The sequence below is a fragment of the Achromobacter sp. Root83 genome (assembly GCF_001428845.1).
Classification (GTDB): Bacteria; Pseudomonadota; Gammaproteobacteria; order Burkholderiales; family Burkholderiaceae_B; genus Achromobacter.
In genome coordinates this window covers 1,164,784-1,181,174 of the sequence record NZ_LMIU01000001.1, presented here as the reverse complement: position 1 = coordinate 1,181,174, position 16,391 = coordinate 1,164,784, and the positions used below count along the sequence as shown (strand labels likewise).

Genomic DNA, 16,391 nt, shown 5'->3' with positions numbered 1-16,391 from the left:
CGAAGCGCCAGGGTATAGCATGCCCTGTCCCGTCTCGCTACATCACCGCGCCCAGTTGCCACGGGACAAACTCATTTTGACCGTAACCGTGTGTTTCGCTGCGCGTGCGCCGGCCCGACGCCGTCTGCAGCATCAACTGGAAGATACGCTCGCCCATCTGCGCCACGCTTTGCGCGCCGTCAACCACTTCACCGCAGTTGATGTCGATGTCGTCCGACTGCCGCTGCCACAGCGCGGTGTTGGTCGAAAGCTTCAAGGAGGGCGCCGGTGCGCAGCCATAGGCGGACCCGCGCCCGGTGGTGAAACAGATCAGGTTGGCGCCGCCCGCCACCTGACCGGTGGCGGACACGGGGTCATAGCCGGGGGTATCCATGAACACCAGCCCGCGCGCCCGCACCGGCTCGGCGTATTCGTAGACATCGGTGAGGTTGGTCGTGCCGCTCTTGGCGATCGCGCCCAGCGACTTTTCCAGAATGGTCGTCAGGCCACCCGCCTTGTTACCGGCCGAGGGATTGTTGTCCATCTCGGCGTCGTTGCGGGCGCAGTAGTCCTCCCACCAGCGCACGCGCGCCAGCAGCTTGTCGGCGACGGCAGGCGTTTGCGCGCGGCGCGTCAGCAGATGTTCGCCGCCATAGATCTCGGGGGTCTCGGAAAGAATGGCCGTGCCGCCGTGGCGCACCAGCAGGTCCACCGCCGCGCCCAGCGCCGGATTGGCGCTGATGCCGGAGTAGCCGTCCGATCCGCCGCACTGCAGGCCCACGGTCAGGTGGCTGGCCGGCACCGCCTCGCGGCGTACCTGGTTGGCCTGGTCCAGCATGCGCTCCACCAGTTCGATGCCGCGCGCCACGGTTTTGCGCGTGCCGCCGGTGTCCTGGATGTTGAAGGTATGCAGCATGCCGCTTTCGCGCAAGCGTTCCTGCTCCATCAGCCCGCCGATCTGATTGGTCTCGCAACCCAGGCCGACGACCATCAGGCCGCCGAAGTTGGCGTGCCGCGCATAGCCGCCCAGCGTGCGCCGCAGCACCCGCAGCGGTTCGCCTTCGCTGCCGGTGGCGCAGCCCGCGCCATGCGTCAGCGCCACGACTCCGTCGACGTTCGGACAGGACGCCAGGGCTTCGGGCCGGATGTCGCGCCGGAAATGGTCGGCGATGGCGCGCGCCACCGTGGCCGAACAGTTCACGCTGGTCAGGATGCCGATGTAGTTTCGGGTGGCGATGCGGCCGTCGGCGCGCACGATGCCGTCGAACATGGCCGGCTCCGCCACGTAGTCCGTGGCGTGCGCGCCCTGCCCCACCGCATAGTCGCGCTTGAAGTCCGAGAACTCCAGGTTCTGGGTATGGACGTGCTGGCCGGGCGCGATGTCCTGCCGCGCCACGCCGATGATCTGGTTGTAGCGGCGCACGGGCTCGCCCGCCGCGATGGCGCGCACGGCCACCTTGTGGCCGGGCGGCACCAGGCCCAGGATCGTCACCCCCTCGCTTTCCAGGCGCGTGCCGCTGACAAGCTGCCGTCTTGCGATCACCACGTTGTCCGCCGGGTGGATGCGTATGACTGCCGTGTCGGTCTGGGACATGAAGACTCCGGAAAGAAAGGGGCCCGAATCAGCCGTCGATCAGGGCGGGATCCCAGGCATGGACGCGCTGGCGCTGTTCGCCCAGGCCGGCGATGCCCAGCTTGATCTCGTCGCCCGCCTTGAGATAGATGGGCGCGGGCTTCTGGCCCATGCCCACCCCGGGCGGCGTGCCAGTGCTGATCAGGTCGCCCGGATACAGCGTCATGAAGCGGCTGACGTAGGCCACAAGCTGCGCCACGCCGAACACCATGGTGCGGGTGCTGCCGTTCTGGTAGCGCTTGCCGTTCACTTCCAGCCACATCTCCAGGTCTTGCGGATCCGGGATTTCGTCGGCCGTGGCCAGCCACGGTCCCACGGGGCCGAAGGTGTCGCAGCCCTTGCCCTTGTCCCAGGTGCCGCCGCGTTCGATCTGGTATTCGCGTTCGGACACGTCGTTCACGACGCAATACCCGGCCACGTGCTTCATCGCGTCGGCCTCGCTGACGTAGCGCGCCTTCTCGCCGATCACCACGCCCAGCTCGACTTCCCAATCGGTCTTCACGGAATCCTGGGGCAGCACGACCGGATCGTTGCTGCCCACCACGGCCGACGTCGTTTTCATGAAGACGACGGGCTCGGCCGGCACCGGCAGGCCGGACTCCGCGGCATGGTCCGCGTAGTTCAGCCCGATGCAGATGAACTTGCCCATGCCGCTCCAGGGCGGCGCGGTCCGGCCGGGCTGCGCCACCAGCGGCAGTTTGGACGGGTCCAGCGCGCGCAGCTCGGCCAGCCCGGCGGCGCCGAGCGTCCCGGCGGTGATGTCGGCGACGACGGACGACAGGTCGCGTACCTGGCCCTGGGCGTCGAGCAGGCCGGGCTTCTCAAAGCCCTTGGGGCCATAGCGCATCAGTTTCATAGCGTGTTCCTTGTTGCGTGTTGCTTGAAGCGAAAAAGTCAGTTGGACCAGCCGCCGTCAATGACCTGCGCGGTGCCGGTGGTGAAAGCGGATTCGTCGCTGGCAAGATACACCGCCAGCGCCGCGATCTCTTCCGTGCGGCCGATGCGGCCCATGGGCTGGCGCGCGGTGAAGGCGGCCTCCACCGCGGCGATGGACTGGCCGCTGGCCTGCGCCTGCGCCTCGATGCGCTGGCGCAGCGACGGGGATTCCACCGTACCCGGGCAGATCGCATTGCAGCGTATGCCGTTTGCCACGTAGTCCGCGGCCACCGCCTTGGTCAGGCCGATGACCGCGGCCTTGGTGGCGCCGTAGGCGCAGCGGTTGGGCGCGCCCTTGATGCTGCCCGCCACAGACGCCATGTTGACGATGGCGCCCGAGCCGCGTGCCAGCATGCCGGGCAGGCAGGCGCGGATCAGCAGGTACATCGAGCGCACGTTCAGGTTGAATGAAAAGTCCCAGGCGTCTTCGTCGCAGTCCAGGATGGTGCCGGCGTGCACGAAGCCCGCGCCGTTGAACAGCACGTCCACCGGCCCGGCGGCGTCCGCCAGCTCCCGCACGGCGCGGCCGTCGGTCACGTCCAGGATCCGGGTGCGGCAGCCGGACAGCGTCTGCAGCGCGGCGCCGTTCAAGTCCACGGCGAGTACGTCCGCGCCCTCTCGCGCGTAGGCCTGCGCCACGGCGCGGCCGATGCCCTGCCCGGCGGCGGTGACGATGGCGGTCTTGCCCTGCAGTCTTCCAGACATACGCGTGCCTCCTTTATTTTCCGGTCATCCCCATCACCGTGGGCAGCCACAGCGTGATCTGGGGAATGTAGGTAATGGCGATCAGCGCCACGAACAGCGGCACCAGCCACGGCAGGATGGCCATCGTGGTGCGCTCGACTGACAGCCTGGCCACCCGCGCCAGTACGAACAGCACCATCCCCATGGGTGGATGCAGCAGGCCGATCATCAGATTCAGGGTCATGATCAGGCCGAAGTGGATCGGGTCGATGCCCAGCTTCAACACGATGGGCAGCAGGATCGGCACCAGGATGGTGATGGCCGCGATCGTGTCGATGAAGCAGCCCACGATCAGGATCAGCACATTGGCCATCAACAGGAACACCCACTTGTTCTGCGTCACGCTCAGGATCGCGTCGGTCAGCGTCTGCGCCGCCTGCGTCGTGGTGAGCAGCCAGGCGAACACCGACGCCGCCGTCACGATGAACAGGACGGACGCCGTGGTCTCGATGGTGTCGAAAGACGCCTTGGCCAGAGTCTTGAGCGTCATGGAGCGATAGCGCACCAGGCCAAGGAACAGCGCCCAGATCACGGCGGCCACCGCGGCCTCGGTGGGGGTGAACCAGCCCAGCGTCATGCCGCCGATCAGGATCACCGGCGCCATCAACGCCATGACGGCCGAGAAATTGAACTTCCAGTCCAGCGCCAGCAAGGCCACGAAGGCGATGCCGGTGGCCATGTTGGGCGACACGCCCGCCAGCGTCATCAGCCAGATGGACATCGGAAACGCCAGCACGATCAGCACTTCCAGGCCCGCCCCGCCCAACCGCTTCCAGTTGAAGGCGACGTCGCCGCCCCAGTTGTTGCGGCGCGCGTAGTAGGCCACGGTCAGCATCATGAGGATGGTGAGCACGAGCCCCGGGATCAGCCCCGCCAGGAACAGTGAGCCGATCGATACGTTGGCCATCATGCCGTAGATGACGAAGGGCAGTGACGGCGGGATGATGGGCCCCAGCGTGGCCGACGCGGCGGTGACGCCCACGGCGAATTCGGTCTCGTAGCCGTGGTCCTTCATGGCCTTGATCTCGATGGTGCCCAGGCCCGCGGCGTCGGCGATGGCGGTGCCCGACATGCCGGCGAACACCACCGAGCCGATGATGTTCACCTGCCCCAGGCCGCCGCGCATCCAGCCCACCAGCGCCACCGCGAAGTTATAGATGCGGCCGGTGATGCCGGCGATGTTCATCAGATTGCCCGCCAGGATGAAAAACGGCACGGCCAGCAGCGGAAACGATTCAACGCCCGCGATCATGCGCTGCGCGATCACCACGTCCGGCACGCTGCCCGATATCAGGATGAACAGCAGGGATGCGCCCGCCATGGAAACCGCCACCGGCAGTCCCATGATCATCAACAGCAGAAAGGTTCCAATCAGGGTGCCCATGTATCGCTCCGGGAAAGGCACTGCGGATTCGTGGATGCTTCTGGCTCGCGGTTCAGTCCAGCGAGTCGTAGGCCGCGGGGTTCTCCAGGATCGAATACCCCTGCCGCCAGTTCTGCAGGGACACCTGCACCGACCGCAGGAACATCATCGCGAAGCCCGCCAGTGCCGCCCAATACACGTAGGACTTGTTCCAGAACAGCGTGGTCATGGGCTCGTCGCCCACCAGCACGATGTAGCGGTAGGTAAGCCACACGGCATATCCGAAGAAGGCGGTGCGCAGGATGTCGATCAGCGTCGACAGGACGCGGCCAGCGGGCTTGGGCAGGTAGCGGTAAAGGAAGTCCACCTGGATGTGGCGGCAGGCCCGCACGCACATGGCCGACCCCAGGAACACCACGCCGATCAGGCAATACACCGCCAGCTCTTCGGTCCAGGCATAGGAGTCGTTCAGCACGTAGCGGGAAAAGAACTGCAGGAAGACCAGCAGGGCCATGGCCCAGAACACGGCCAGGCAGATCCAGTCTTCCGGCTGATAGCCGGCCAGGCTGACCTCGTGGTGGTCGGCCTCTTCGAAACTCTGGACCAGCTCGTCCACCGACGCGGTCTGGTGCGGGCCCGACGGTTGCGCCGGCGTGTGGCTGACGGCCGCCATCGCTGTGGCCTTCACGTTGGATTGCATGGAAAGTCCCCCTCGTGCGGGATAGGGTGAAGACGGCGGGCCGCGCGGCGGCCCGCCCGCGGCTTACTTCACCGCCTGGATCTTTTCCCAATCCGACTTTTCGTAGCCGTACTGCTTGAACGGCACTTTCTCCAGCACGGTGTTGCGGAAGTCATCGATATTGACCTCGGCCACCGTCAGGCCGCGCTTCTTGAACACCTCGACCATCTTCTTTTCGGAGTCGGCCACTTCCGCCGACGCCTTTTCCGCGGCCTGTTGCGCCACCTCGGCAAAGATCTTCTTGTCCTCGTCGGACAGGCTCTTCCAGAGCTTGCCGGAGATCACCGTATTCAGGTGATCGACGATGTGACCCGTCAGGATGATGTTCTTCTGCACTTCGTAGAACTTCTTGGCTTCGATGGTGGTCAGGGGGTTCTCCTGCGCCTCCACCGTGCCGTTCTGCAGGGCCAGGTAGACCTCGGCAAAGGCGATGGGCGCCGTGTTGGCGCCACAGGCGCGCGGCATCGCCAGGTACGCCGCCACGTCCGGGACGCGGATCTTCAGGCCCTTCATTTCGGTGCACTTGGTGAACGGGCGGTTGGAGGTCGTCTGCCGCGTGCCGTAGTAGGTGGTGGCGACGATGTGATTGCCGCTCTTTTCGTCGTAGCCGCCCGTCAGCTCTTTGTAGATGTCGCTCTTGGTGTAGGCGATCAGGTGCTCGGGGCTGCGGAAGGTGTAGGGATAGTAGGTCACGCCGATGCGCGGAAAACTCTTGGCGGCGAAGCTGGACCCCGAAATGATCATGTCCACCGTGCCCAGGGTGAGGCCCTGGTTGATATCGTTTTCCTTGCCCAGCTGAGAGGCCGGATAGACATCGATGTGATAGCGGCCGTTGGTGCGCTTTTCAATTTCCTGCGCCGCCCACACCGACGAGGTATGGAAGGGTTCGGACGTCTCGTACACATGCGCCCACTTCAGTTTGGTCTGCGCCAGCGCGCTGCCGCTGACGGCGAGCGCGACGGCGGCGAACAGCACTTTGATAGCGTTGCCTGGCTTCATGTTGTCTCCTCTCTTTGAGGTGGCGGGTGCGGCGGATGTAGTTTTGAGCCGGCCCGCGTCATGTTTTACATATGGAGTTCACCTACGGAGTTGCACCTTCGTACTGCGACTGCGATCGGCTGACGGCGCCGTGGCGCCGCCTGCCATTTGCTATTCAGCGCGCAACGCGTCGGCCGCTCCCGGCCAACTGGCCGTCAAGCGGTCGTACGAGCAGGAAAGATGTTGATGCATGGCGGTTCGCGCGCCCTGTTCGTCGCCGGCCGCGATGGCATCGATGACGCGGCGGTGTTCGGTGATGGCGACGGCCCAGCTATCGGGATTCTCGAAGTAGTCGCCCAGTTTCATCGACAGCGGATTGTGGCGTTCGTCGAACAGCTCTCCGACCACGCGCACCAGCACGGCGTTGTTGGCCATTTCCGCCACGCGCAGGTGGAACATCCTGTCGCCGCGTATGGGCACGCTGCCGGCGCGCGCCTCGTCTTCCATGGCGCTTACGGCGTCCCGCAAGCCGTCCACCTGCGCGGGCGCCGGATTGCGCGCGGCCTGGGCCGCCAGTTCGCTTTCGATGGTGCGCCGGGCACGGATGGTTTCCAGCGGGCTTTCGGCCGTCAGGCTGGCGCGGGGCGGCCCGGCCAGGCTCTGCACATACACGCCCGAACCCATGCGGACTTCCACCCAGCCTTCGACTTCCAGGGCGATCAGCGCTTCGCGCACCGACGGCCGCGACACGCCCAGCTTCAAGGCCAGGTCGCGCTCGGGCGGCAGGCGCGCGCCGACCGGAAACTCGCCGGCCTCGATCAGCAAACGGAGCTGGTCGGCGATCTGGCGGTACAAGCGGCGCGGCTCGATAGTCTGGATCGGCATGGGTCTACAGCGGAATGACAGGACAAAAAGGTAAAGTGGCCTTACCAATTGACCAGAATCCTGCGCCTGCTGACGAAGGGTCACAATTAGGGTTTGCCCATAGCGTCATGGGATGTCATCCGGCAACCCTTATCTGTTAAAAAGCCGCCACACACGGCTTTCCTCGATTCCATGACCCACGACCCGCAACACTCGCCCTTCAAGAGCTCCGGTGGCGCGCGCCGCATCCTCAATGCACTGCGCTACTCCTGGCAGGGCCTGAAGGCTGCCGTCAAATACGAGGCGGCCTTCCGCCAGGAACTGGCGCTGGCCGTGCTGATGATTCCGGCGGCGTTCTTCCTGGGCCGCACCACGGTCGAGGTCTTTTTCCTGGTGGGCACGGTGGTCATGGTGCTGGCTGCGGAACTGCTGAACTCCGCCATCGAGGCCCTGGCCGACGCGCTCTCGGTAGAACGCCACCCCCTGCTGGGACGGGCCAAGGATCTGGGCAGCGCGGCGGTGATGCTGCTGCTGATCTTCGCCGGCGCGGTCTGGGTGGGCGTCGCCATCAGCCGGTTCGTCATGCATTGACACGGGTTCGCTCCCAGCGGGGATGCGACTCTATTTATACTGGGACCCATGATTCCTAAATCGACGTCAGCCCCCTCCGAGCGCATCGTTATCGTCGGCGGCGGCGCCGGCGGCCTGGAACTGGCCGCCAAACTGGGCCGTATCCACGGCCGCCAACACATCACCCTGGTCGACAGCCGCCCCTTCCATATCTGGAAGCCTTCGCTGCACGAAGCGGCGGCGGGAACGCTGGACATCCACCAGGAAGGCCTTTCGTACCTGATGCTGGCCCACATGGACGGCTTTTCGTTCGCGCAGGGCCGCCTGGAAAGCGTCGATCGCGCCCGCCGCCTGATCACGCTGGACGCCGTGAACGACGCGCAGGGCCAGGAAGTCCTGCCGCGCCGCGAACTCGGCTACGACACGCTGGTGCTGGCGCTGGGCAGCACATCCAACTTTTTCAACACGCCCGGCGCGGCCGAACATGCCGTCACGCTGGACACCACGGAAAATGCCGAACAGTTCCGCCTGACCATGCTCAAGGCCATGGTGCAGGTCGACCAGGCCAAGGTGCGCGATCCTTCGGCCCGGCTGGATCTGGTGATCGTGGGCGGCGGCGCCACCGGCGTCGAGCTGGCCGTGGAGCTGACCGAAGCCAGCCACGTCGTCAGCGCTTACGGACTGCCCAATTTCCGCGCCGAGCGCGACCTGGCCATCACGCTTGTCGAAGGGGCGCCGCGCATCCTGTCGGCGCTGCCCGAGAAAATCTCGGTGGCCGCGACCAACCGGCTGACCGAACTGGGCATCCGCGTGGAAACGTCATGCCGGGTATCCGAAGTCGCCGCCAACTCCGTGCGCACCGCCGACGGCCGCGAGTTTCCCGCGCAGCTATGCATGTGGGCGGCGGGCATCAAGGGGCCCGCCCTGCTGGCCGACCTGGACCTGCCGCTGAACAAGCTGGGCCAACTGGAAGTCAATGAACGCCTGGAAACCGCCGATCCGCACGTTCTGGCGCTCGGTGACTGCTGCTCGGCGCCATGGCGCGACGGACGCACCGTGCCCGCGCGCGCCCAGGCCGCGCACCAGCAGGCCAACTACCTGGCCAAGAAGCTCACCGCCCGGCTGCGCCACGCCCCCGAACCCGCCGGTCCCTACGTCTACCAGGACCACGGGTCGCTGGTGTCGCTGGGCCAGGACGCCGGGGTCGGCAGCCTGATGGGCAAGCTGGCCGGACGGGGACTGTTCGTAAGCGGTACACTGGCGCGCTTGATGTACATGAGCCTGCACCTGATGCATCACCGATCGGTGCTGGGCGCCTCTCGCACCGTCTCCCTTGCCCTGGCTCGCCTGCTTATGCGGCGCACGCGCCCCCGGGTCAAACTGCACTGAACTCCCCATGAATTTCCTGCAAAAACTCGAACACGCCTGGACCACCAGCAACTCGCTTCTGCAAGTCGGACTCGACCCCGACCCGCAGCGCTTTCCCCGCGAATTGCAGGATAAGTCCGACGCCATCTTCCAGTTCTGCCGCGACATCGTGGACGCCACCGCGCCCTACGCGTGCAGTTTCAAGCCGCAGATCGCGTACTTCGCCGCCCACCGCGCCGAAGACCAGCTTGAAGCGCTGTGCCAGCACATCCGCGACAACCATCCGGACCTGCCCATCGTGCTGGACGCCAAGCGCGGCGACATCGGCTCCACCGCCGAGAACTACGCCCGCGAAGCCTACGAGCGCTACCAGGCGCACGCGCTCACGGTCAGCCCCTACATGGGCCTGGATTCGGTCGAACCCTATCTGGCCTGGCGCGACCGCGGCGTGATCGTGCTGTGCCGCACGTCCAACCCCGGCGGCTCGGATCTGCAATTCCTGAAGATGGATAACGGCGAACCGCTGTACCTGCACGTCGCGGGCCTGGTGGCCGACAAATGGAACGCCAATGGCCAATGCGGCCTGGTCGTGGGCGCCACGTTCCCGAACGAGCTGGCCGCCGTGCGCCAGCGCATCGGCGACGCGCTGCCCCTGCTGGTTCCCGGCATCGGGGCACAGGGCGGCGACATCACCGCCACCGTGAACGCGGGCGCGAACGCCGCGCGCAGCGGCATGATGATCAACTCCTCGCGCGCCATCATCTACGCCAGCGGCGGCGACGACTGGCGCGCGGCGGCTGGCGCTGCCGCCAAGGGCTTGCGCGACGCGATCAACGCGGTGCGCTGACCCGGCCTGGCGCGCGGCTGGAATCCCGCCCTTTTCAGCGGCGGTTCACCGGCGCCCCAAGAAACTCCAGCAGGCCACGCAGCGCGTATTCCACCGCTGCCTGGCGCACCTGCGCGCGATCGCCCGGAAATACGTGCGTCACCGCCCGGCTGCTGATGCCGTCGCCCACCCGCTTGGCAAACCCAAAGCACACCATGCCCACGGGCTTGCCCGGCGTGGCGCCGCCGGGGCCGGCAATGCCGGTGGTCGACACGGCCACCTGCGCCGCTGGCACCGCCAGTAGCACGCCATTGGCCATCTCGAGCGCGACGGGTTCGCTGACCGCGCCAAAGTGATGCAGGGCGTCGGGCGACACCTGCAGTTCGGCCACCTTGGCCTCGTTGCTGTAGGTGACGAAGCCGCGTTCGAACCAGTCGCTGGATCCCGCCACGGCGGTCACGGCGCCCGCCAGCAGACCGCCCGTGCACGATTCCGCGGTGCCCAGCATCCAGCCATGGCGCCGCATCGCATCGCCTAGCTGTTCGGCCAGGCCGTAGATGGTCGCTTCCGACAACTGCGCGGCCGACAGATTGGACCGCGCGCTTTCTGGTTGATCGTTCATCCCAAGACTCCTGTGCGGGCCACCAGCGCCATCACCAGCAAGGCATATCCGGCGGCCACGATATCGTCCCACATGACCCCAAAGCCGCCCTTGACATGGGCGTCGAAGAACTTGATGGGCGGCGGCTTGACGATGTCGAACGTGCGGAACAGCACGAAGGCCAGCGCTTGCGCCAGCAAGCCCGAGGGCGTCAGCCACAGCACCAGCCAGAACGCCACCATCTCGTCCCAGACCATTCCGACATGATCCGACTGCCGGAGTTCACGGCCCACGCGATGGCAGGCCCAGCAACCGTACACGAAGGCCAGCGCCAGAAACACGCCGATGGCCAGGTCGGACGCGGCGGGCGCGGCCGCCAGCCAGATCGCCCAGGCCAGGAGCGTGCCCCAGGTCCCCGAGGCCGGACGGATCAGGCCGCTGCCGAAGCCGAACGCGATCAGCCGGCCGGGGTCCCGGCATATCCAGGACAGCGGGGGATACTCGGCCCGCGCGCGGTCGCGCATGGAGGAAGCGTGCTTTTCGGAAGGCATAGGTGCTAAGTCTGCAAACGACAGGAGGCAGCGGATCAGGCCGCGGGAAAGTGATCGAAACCCGCGGGCAAGGCCGCCATCGGCTGGCCGCGCGGGTCCAGCACGGACAAGCCGGCATCCGCCTGCGTCTGGCCCACGCGGGTCACGCGCGCGCCGGCGGCCTGCGCGGCGGCCGCCACGGCTTCGCGCCGGGCAACCGGCGCGGTGAAGCACAACTGGTATACGTCGCCGCCGCCAAGCAGCGCTCGGCGCAGCGGCGCGTCGGCCAGGCCGGCCACGGACGCCGCCGCGGGCAGATCCGCGAAACGCAGGCAGGCGCCTAGCCTGCTGGCAGCCAGGATATGGCCCAGGTCCTGCAACAGACCATCGGACAGATCGATCGCCGCAGTGGCGATGCCGCGCAGCGCCAGGCCCAGGGCCACTTGCGGCTGCGGCCATTCCAGCGCGCCGCGGGTGGCGGCCAGCAGGGAGGCGTCGGCGGGATACTGCCCGTCCAGCAGGCGATAGGCCACATCGGCCGCGCCCAGCTCGCCGGACACCCAGATGTCGTCGCCCGCTTCCGCGCCGTCGCGGCGCAGCGCCTGGCCCGGCGGCACCGCGCCGAACACCGTCACGCTGATCGCCAGGTCATGCGCGCTGCGCGTGGTGTCGCCGCCGATGAGCGGGCAGCCATGGGCGGCGGCCAGTGCGTGGAAGCCTTCCGCGAAGGCCGCCAGCCAGGGCTCGTCCAGGCGCGGCAGCGCCAGGCCCAGCACGCAGCCTATCGGGCGGGCGCCCATGGCCGCCAGGTCCGACAGATTGACGGCCAGGGCCTTGTGGCCCAGCGCTTTGGGATCGACATCGGGAAAAAAGTGGCGGCCTTCCAGCAGCAGATCCGTGCTGGTGGCCACCTGTTCGCCGGGCGGGACGGGAAACAGGGCGCAGTCGTCCCCGACTCCCAGCAGGCCTGCAGGCGCCGTCCGGGTGAAATAGCGTGCGATCAGGTCAAATTCGGACGCCACCGCGCCTCCACTATCCGGCTCTCAATGGTCGGCGCTGCACCCTCACGGTCACCGCGCTGCAGAGAGAGGCCGCGCGGATCCGGCTCCGCCGGTCCGCGGCGGCGCCCCCTTGAGAGGGGAGCGCGCAGCGCATCGGGGGTGGGTCCTGTCTAGCGCCGTTGCTGCGCCGCGGCCTGGACCTCGGTCGCGCGCACGTCGGCAGCCAGCTTGTCGAGCACGCCGTTGACGAACTTGAAACCGTCGGTGCCGCCAAACGACTTGGCAAGCTCGACGGCTTCGTTGATGGCAACCTTGTACGGCACTTCGACATGATGAATCAGTTCGAAGCTGCCGATCAGCAGGATGCCGTGCTCAACGGGCGACAGCTCGGCCAGCGGGCGGTCGACGTAGGGCGTGAACCGTTCGCGCAGCGCGGGCGCTTCGCGCAGCACGCCGTGCAGCAAGGTCTTGAACCACTGCGCGTCGGCCTCGGAGAAGTCCTCGGTGTCGCGCAGATGGGCGTCGATCTCGCCGGCGTCCTGCGTGCCTTCGCCGCCCCGCAGCAGCCACGCGTACACGCCCTGCAGCGCGAATTCGCGCGCACGGCGGCGCGCGCTGCGCGCGTTGGCGCGGGCTTGCGCCGCGCTATCAGCGCTGGTCGTCGTCTTCTTCGTCGTCAAAATCTTCGTCCTCGTCGTCTTCGTCGTCTTCGTCTTCTTCCTCGGGCTCGAGCGCCGCCACCAGGTTGGCCATTTCAACGGCCACCTGGGCGCAGTCGCGGCCCTTGCCGGCGGCGCGCGCTTGCGCCTGCTCGTCGGTGTCGACGGTCAGCACGCCGTTCGCGACGGGGATGCCGGTTTCGAGGGAGATGCGGGTGATTGCCGTGGCCGTTTCGTTGCTGACCACTTCAAAGTGATAGGTTTCGCCGCGGATGACGGCGCCCAGCGCGATCAAGGCGTCGAATTCAAACGTTTCGGCCATGTGGGACAAGGCCACGCCCAGTTCCAGCGCGCCGGGAACGGTGGCGACCATCACGTCGCGTTCGTCCACGCCGAGCTCGGCCAGTTCCTTCAGGCACGCTTCGAGTTCGGCCTGGCCGATTTCTTCGTTGAAGCGGGCGCGTACGATGCCGATGTGCAGCCCTTCGCCGTTCAGGTCGGGGGTAAGGATGTAAGGGTTCATGTGTCGGCCTTCAGTGTGTTGCGGGAGTATTCAGCGGGTCGCAATCGTAACCCGTAATGGTGAGCGAGAAGCCCGCCATGCTGGGCATCTTGCGCGGCCGGGCCAACAGCTTCATCTGGCCCACGTTCAGGTCTCGCAGAATCTGGGCGCCAATGCCGTAGGTGCGCAGGCCGAAACGATCGGCGTTGGCGGGATTGGACTGGGCCTTCGGGTCGTTCCAGCCGGCAATCTGGCCAAACAGGTGTTCGGTGGACGATTGGCAGTTCATCAGCACCAGCACGCCGGCCGGGGCGGCGGCGATGGCCTGCAGCGCCTGGGCCACGCCCCAGCTATGCGGGCTTGCGCCGGTGTCCAGCACGTCCAGCACGGACGCCGGTTCATGCACGCGCACCAGCGTCTCGGCATCGGGAGTCACATTACCATGCACCAGCGCCAAATGGGCGGAGCCGGTGGCGCCGTCCTCGTAGGCCACGGCTTCGAACGTGCCCCAGGCCGTCTGCATGGGCCGCTTGCCCACGCGCTTGACGATGGATTCGTGTTCGCTGCGGTATTGGATCAGGTCGGCGATGGTGCCGATCTTCAGGCCGTGCTGGCGGGCGAATTCAACCAGGTCCGGCAAGCGGGCCATGGTGCCGTCGGGCTTGAGGATTTCACAGATGACGGCGGCGGGCGTCAGGCCGGCCATGGCGGTCAGGTCGCAGCCGGCTTCGGTGTGGCCGGCGCGCACCAGCACGCCGCCGGGCACCGCGCGCACGGGGAAGATGTGGCCGGGCTGGACCAGGTCCGCCGGCTTGGCATCGCGCGCCACGGCCACCTGGATGGTGCGGGCGCGGTCGGCGGCCGAGATGCCGGTTTCCACGCCTTCGGCGGCCTCGATGGACTGCGTGAAATTGGTGCCGTAGCGCGTGCCGTTGCGGGCGGCCATCATGGGCAGTTCCAATTGGCGGCAGCGCTCTTCGGTCAGGGTCAGGCACACCAGGCCACGGCCGTGGGTAACCATGAAGTTGATGGCGTCGGGCGTGACGAATTCGGCGGCCATGACCAGGTCGCCTTCGTTTTCGCGGTCTTCTTCGTCAACCAGGATGACGATGCGGCCGGCGCGCAGCTCGGCGATGATCTCGGCAACCGAAGCGATGCCGAAGGATTCCGGCTCTGAGCCGGGCAAGGAGGACAACTGGACGGACATGGCGGGACACGTAAACCAGGCGGGAAAACCCGGATTTTAGCGCCCCTGAAGGCAGAACCCCCTATCGGCTTGCGCCGCCCCCGTGCGAACGGGGTCATCCGGTTAAACTTTCGCCCGGAGATCCCACCAAGAAAACCAAGGAAAAACCCCATGCAAGCCCTTGCGGCCATGCCTTTGAACGTCGCCGCGGCCGTCCGCGTCGTCCTGACCGACATCGACGACACGCTGACCACCGAAGGCCGCCTGCCGGCCGACGCATACGCCGCGCTGGAACGGCTGGAACAGGCAGGCATCCAGGTCGTGCCGATCACGGGCCGTCCGGCCGGCTGGTGCGATCACATCGCCCGCATGTGGCCGGTGCGCGCCGTGGTCGGGGAAAACGGCGCGTTCTACTACGCCTACGACCGCCAGGCCCGCCGCATGACGACGCATTACTGGACCGACGCGGCATCGCGCCAGGCCAGCCGCAAGCGGCTGGACGCCATCCGCGACCGCGTCCTGGCCGAGGTGCCGGGCTGCGCCGTCGCCAGCGACCAGGACTACCGCGTGGCCGACCTGGCCATCGACTTCTGCGAGGACGTGCCCGCCCTGGCCGACTCGGCCATCAGCAGGATCGTCCAGATCTTCCAGGAAGCCGGCGCCCAGGCCAAGGTCAGCTCCATCCACGTCAACGGGTGGTTCGGCGACTACGACAAGCTCACCATGACCCGCACCATGTTCCAGCGGGAATTCGGCGCCGACGTCGCGCAGGCACTGGACAGCACCCTCTTCATTGGCGACTCCCCCAACGACGAACCGATGTTCGCCTACTTCCCGATCTCGGTCGGCGTGGCCAACATCCAGGCCCAGTTGCACCGCCTGACGCACCGTCCCGCGTTTGTCGCCGCTTTCCATGGCGGCGCGGGCTTCGTTGAAATGGCGGACCGGCTGCTGGCGGCGCGCGCCGCCCCCCGGCCTTCCCAAGTTCAGCCGGCCTGAGGTCCGCACAACGTGGCTACATCCAAGACCACTGCCGCCGCCAACGACGGCCGCCGCAGCATCCAGTCCATCGAGGTGGGCGTGCCGCTGCTGGCCGCCCTGGTCGACGCGGCCAAGCCTTTGACGCTGCGCGACCTTGCCGCCGGCGCGGGCATGACCTCCGCCAAGGCCCACCCCTATCTGGTCAGCTTCGTCCGCGTGGGGCTGGTGCAGCAGGACGCCATTACCGGCCAGTACGAACTTGGCCCCTTTGCCTTGCAGATGGGCCTGGTCAGCCTGCAGCGCCTGGACCCCGTGCGCATCGCCATGCCCGAGATCGCCAAGCTGCAGTCGGACATCGGCCACACGCTGGGCATCGCGGTGCTGGGCTCGCACGGCCCCACCATGATCCACATGACCGAAGCAAGCTATCCGGTTCACGTGAACATGCGCAAGGGCACGGTGATGTCGATGCTGCACACGGCCACCGGCCTGGTGTTCGCCGCATGGCTGCCGCCCAAGGTCAGCGAGCACTACATCGCGCGCGAGGAAGGCGACACCGCCGTGATCGCAAGCGTGCCGCCGCCGCGCAAGGCGTCCCGCGCCAACATCGAGGCGCAGTTGGCCGACATCCGGGTCCACGGCATGGCGCGGGCGCTGGGCAACCCGCTGCCCGGCGTCGACGCCTTGTCGGTGCCCGTGTTCGACAACACCGGCAGCCTGGTTCTGGCGCTGACCAGCCTGGGCCCCACCGGCCTGTTCGACGTGTCCTGGGACGGCGCGATCGCGCGCCCGCTGCTGGCCTGCGCGCAAGAGATCTCCCGTAAGCTTGGCTTTCACGGCTGAACCAGATCGCGCACAAACGAAAATAAAACGAACAAAAGGAACAAAAGACGAAAAGAAAGGCAGGGACTTTCCCAGGTGTGCTGTCCCC

Annotated in this window: 18 protein-coding genes; 5 read left to right on the top strand and 13 right to left on the bottom strand. The window is 67.0% G+C overall.

Annotated features, from left to right (window positions below; all coding sequences use genetic code 11):
- Positions 1-37: 37 nt before the first annotated feature.
- From ASE30_RS05335 to ASE30_RS05305, 7 genes are all read right to left on the bottom strand, one after another.
- The gene (locus ASE30_RS05335; protein WP_057283168.1) at positions 38-1,573 is read right to left on the bottom strand and encodes a UxaA family hydrolase; all 1,536 of its coding nucleotides are present in this window, start codon (positions 1,571-1,573) and stop codon (positions 38-40) included.
- A 28-nt stretch (positions 1,574-1,601) separates the two neighbouring features.
- The gene (locus ASE30_RS05330; protein ID WP_057283167.1) at positions 1,602-2,468 is read right to left on the bottom strand and encodes a fumarylacetoacetate hydrolase family protein; all 867 of its coding nucleotides are present in this window, start codon (positions 2,466-2,468) and stop codon (positions 1,602-1,604) included.
- 38 nt (positions 2,469-2,506) lie between these two features.
- The gene (locus ASE30_RS05325) at positions 2,507-3,253 is read right to left on the bottom strand and encodes an SDR family oxidoreductase (protein ID WP_057283166.1); all 747 of its coding nucleotides are present in this window, start codon (positions 3,251-3,253) and stop codon (positions 2,507-2,509) included.
- 13 nt (positions 3,254-3,266) lie between these two features.
- A complete protein-coding gene (locus tag ASE30_RS05320; RefSeq protein WP_057283165.1) occupies positions 3,267-4,676 on the bottom strand; it encodes a TRAP transporter large permease in 1,410 nt (469 codons plus the stop codon).
- Positions 4,677-4,728: 52 nt separating this feature from the next.
- On the bottom strand, positions 4,729-5,355 hold the full coding sequence (locus tag ASE30_RS05315; RefSeq protein ID WP_082601445.1) for a TRAP transporter small permease: 627 nt from the start codon (positions 5,353-5,355) through the stop codon (positions 4,729-4,731).
- A gap of 63 nt (positions 5,356-5,418) precedes the next feature.
- Entirely contained in the window at positions 5,419-6,393 is a 975-nt protein-coding gene (locus ASE30_RS05310; protein WP_057283163.1) for a sialic acid TRAP transporter substrate-binding protein SiaP, read from the bottom strand.
- A gap of 150 nt (positions 6,394-6,543) precedes the next feature.
- The gene (locus ASE30_RS05305; protein ID WP_057283162.1) at positions 6,544-7,257 is read right to left on the bottom strand and encodes a FadR/GntR family transcriptional regulator; all 714 of its coding nucleotides are present in this window, start codon (positions 7,255-7,257) and stop codon (positions 6,544-6,546) included.
- 171 nt (positions 7,258-7,428) lie between these two features.
- On the opposite strand from ASE30_RS05305, the gene ASE30_RS05300 reads away from it, so the two are divergent.
- The 3 genes from ASE30_RS05300 to pyrF are packed head-to-tail and all read left to right on the top strand — an operon-like array spanning position 7,429 to position 10,021.
- Complete coding sequence (locus ASE30_RS05300) at positions 7,429-7,827, top strand: diacylglycerol kinase (protein WP_057283161.1); 399 nt, start codon at positions 7,429-7,431, stop codon at positions 7,825-7,827.
- 48 nt (positions 7,828-7,875) lie between these two features.
- Positions 7,876-9,195: an NAD(P)/FAD-dependent oxidoreductase gene (locus ASE30_RS05295; RefSeq protein ID WP_057283160.1), complete on the top strand. Its 1,320-nt coding sequence runs from the start codon at positions 7,876-7,878 to the stop codon at positions 9,193-9,195.
- Between the two features lie 7 nt (positions 9,196-9,202).
- The gene (pyrF, locus tag ASE30_RS05290; RefSeq protein WP_057283159.1) at positions 9,203-10,021 is read left to right on the top strand and encodes an orotidine-5'-phosphate decarboxylase; all 819 of its coding nucleotides are present in this window, start codon (positions 9,203-9,205) and stop codon (positions 10,019-10,021) included.
- Positions 10,022-10,055: 34 nt separating this feature from the next.
- Here pyrF and ASE30_RS05285 read toward each other — a convergent pair whose 3' ends face one another.
- The 6 genes from ASE30_RS05285 to ribBA form a co-directional block, all read right to left on the bottom strand.
- Entirely contained in the window at positions 10,056-10,622 is a 567-nt protein-coding gene (locus tag ASE30_RS05285) for a CinA family protein (protein WP_057283158.1), read from the bottom strand.
- Positions 10,619-11,125, bottom strand: a complete 507-nt coding sequence (locus ASE30_RS05280; protein WP_057283284.1) for a phosphatidylglycerophosphatase A — start codon at positions 11,123-11,125, stop codon at positions 10,619-10,621. The genes ASE30_RS05285 and ASE30_RS05280 overlap by 4 nt, the downstream gene beginning before the upstream one ends.
- 62 nt (positions 11,126-11,187) lie before the next feature.
- On the bottom strand, positions 11,188-12,153 hold the full coding sequence (thiL, locus tag ASE30_RS05275; protein WP_057283157.1) for a thiamine-phosphate kinase: 966 nt from the start codon (positions 12,151-12,153) through the stop codon (positions 11,188-11,190).
- Positions 12,154-12,302: 149 nt separating this feature from the next.
- Positions 12,303-12,812, bottom strand: coding sequence for a transcription antitermination factor NusB (nusB, locus tag ASE30_RS05270; protein ID WP_057283156.1), 510 nt, complete (start codon positions 12,810-12,812; stop codon positions 12,303-12,305).
- The gene (gene ribH / locus ASE30_RS05265; RefSeq protein ID WP_057283155.1) at positions 12,781-13,314 is read right to left on the bottom strand and encodes a 6,7-dimethyl-8-ribityllumazine synthase; all 534 of its coding nucleotides are present in this window, start codon (positions 13,312-13,314) and stop codon (positions 12,781-12,783) included. The genes nusB and ribH overlap by 32 nt, the downstream gene beginning before the upstream one ends.
- A 10-nt stretch (positions 13,315-13,324) precedes the next feature.
- The gene (ribBA, locus tag ASE30_RS05260; RefSeq protein WP_057283154.1) at positions 13,325-14,500 is read right to left on the bottom strand and encodes a bifunctional 3,4-dihydroxy-2-butanone-4-phosphate synthase/GTP cyclohydrolase II; all 1,176 of its coding nucleotides are present in this window, start codon (positions 14,498-14,500) and stop codon (positions 13,325-13,327) included.
- 150 nt (positions 14,501-14,650) lie between these two features.
- On the opposite strand from ribBA, the gene ASE30_RS05255 reads away from it, so the two are divergent.
- Together ASE30_RS05255 and ASE30_RS05250 are read left to right on the top strand one after the other, a co-directional pair.
- Positions 14,651-15,478, top strand: a complete 828-nt coding sequence (locus ASE30_RS05255; protein ID WP_057283153.1) for an HAD-IIB family hydrolase — start codon at positions 14,651-14,653, stop codon at positions 15,476-15,478.
- A 12-nt stretch (positions 15,479-15,490) separates the two neighbouring features.
- A complete protein-coding gene (locus tag ASE30_RS05250; RefSeq protein WP_057283152.1) occupies positions 15,491-16,303 on the top strand; it encodes an IclR family transcriptional regulator in 813 nt (270 codons plus the stop codon).
- The last annotated feature ends 88 nt before the right edge of the window (positions 16,304-16,391 follow it).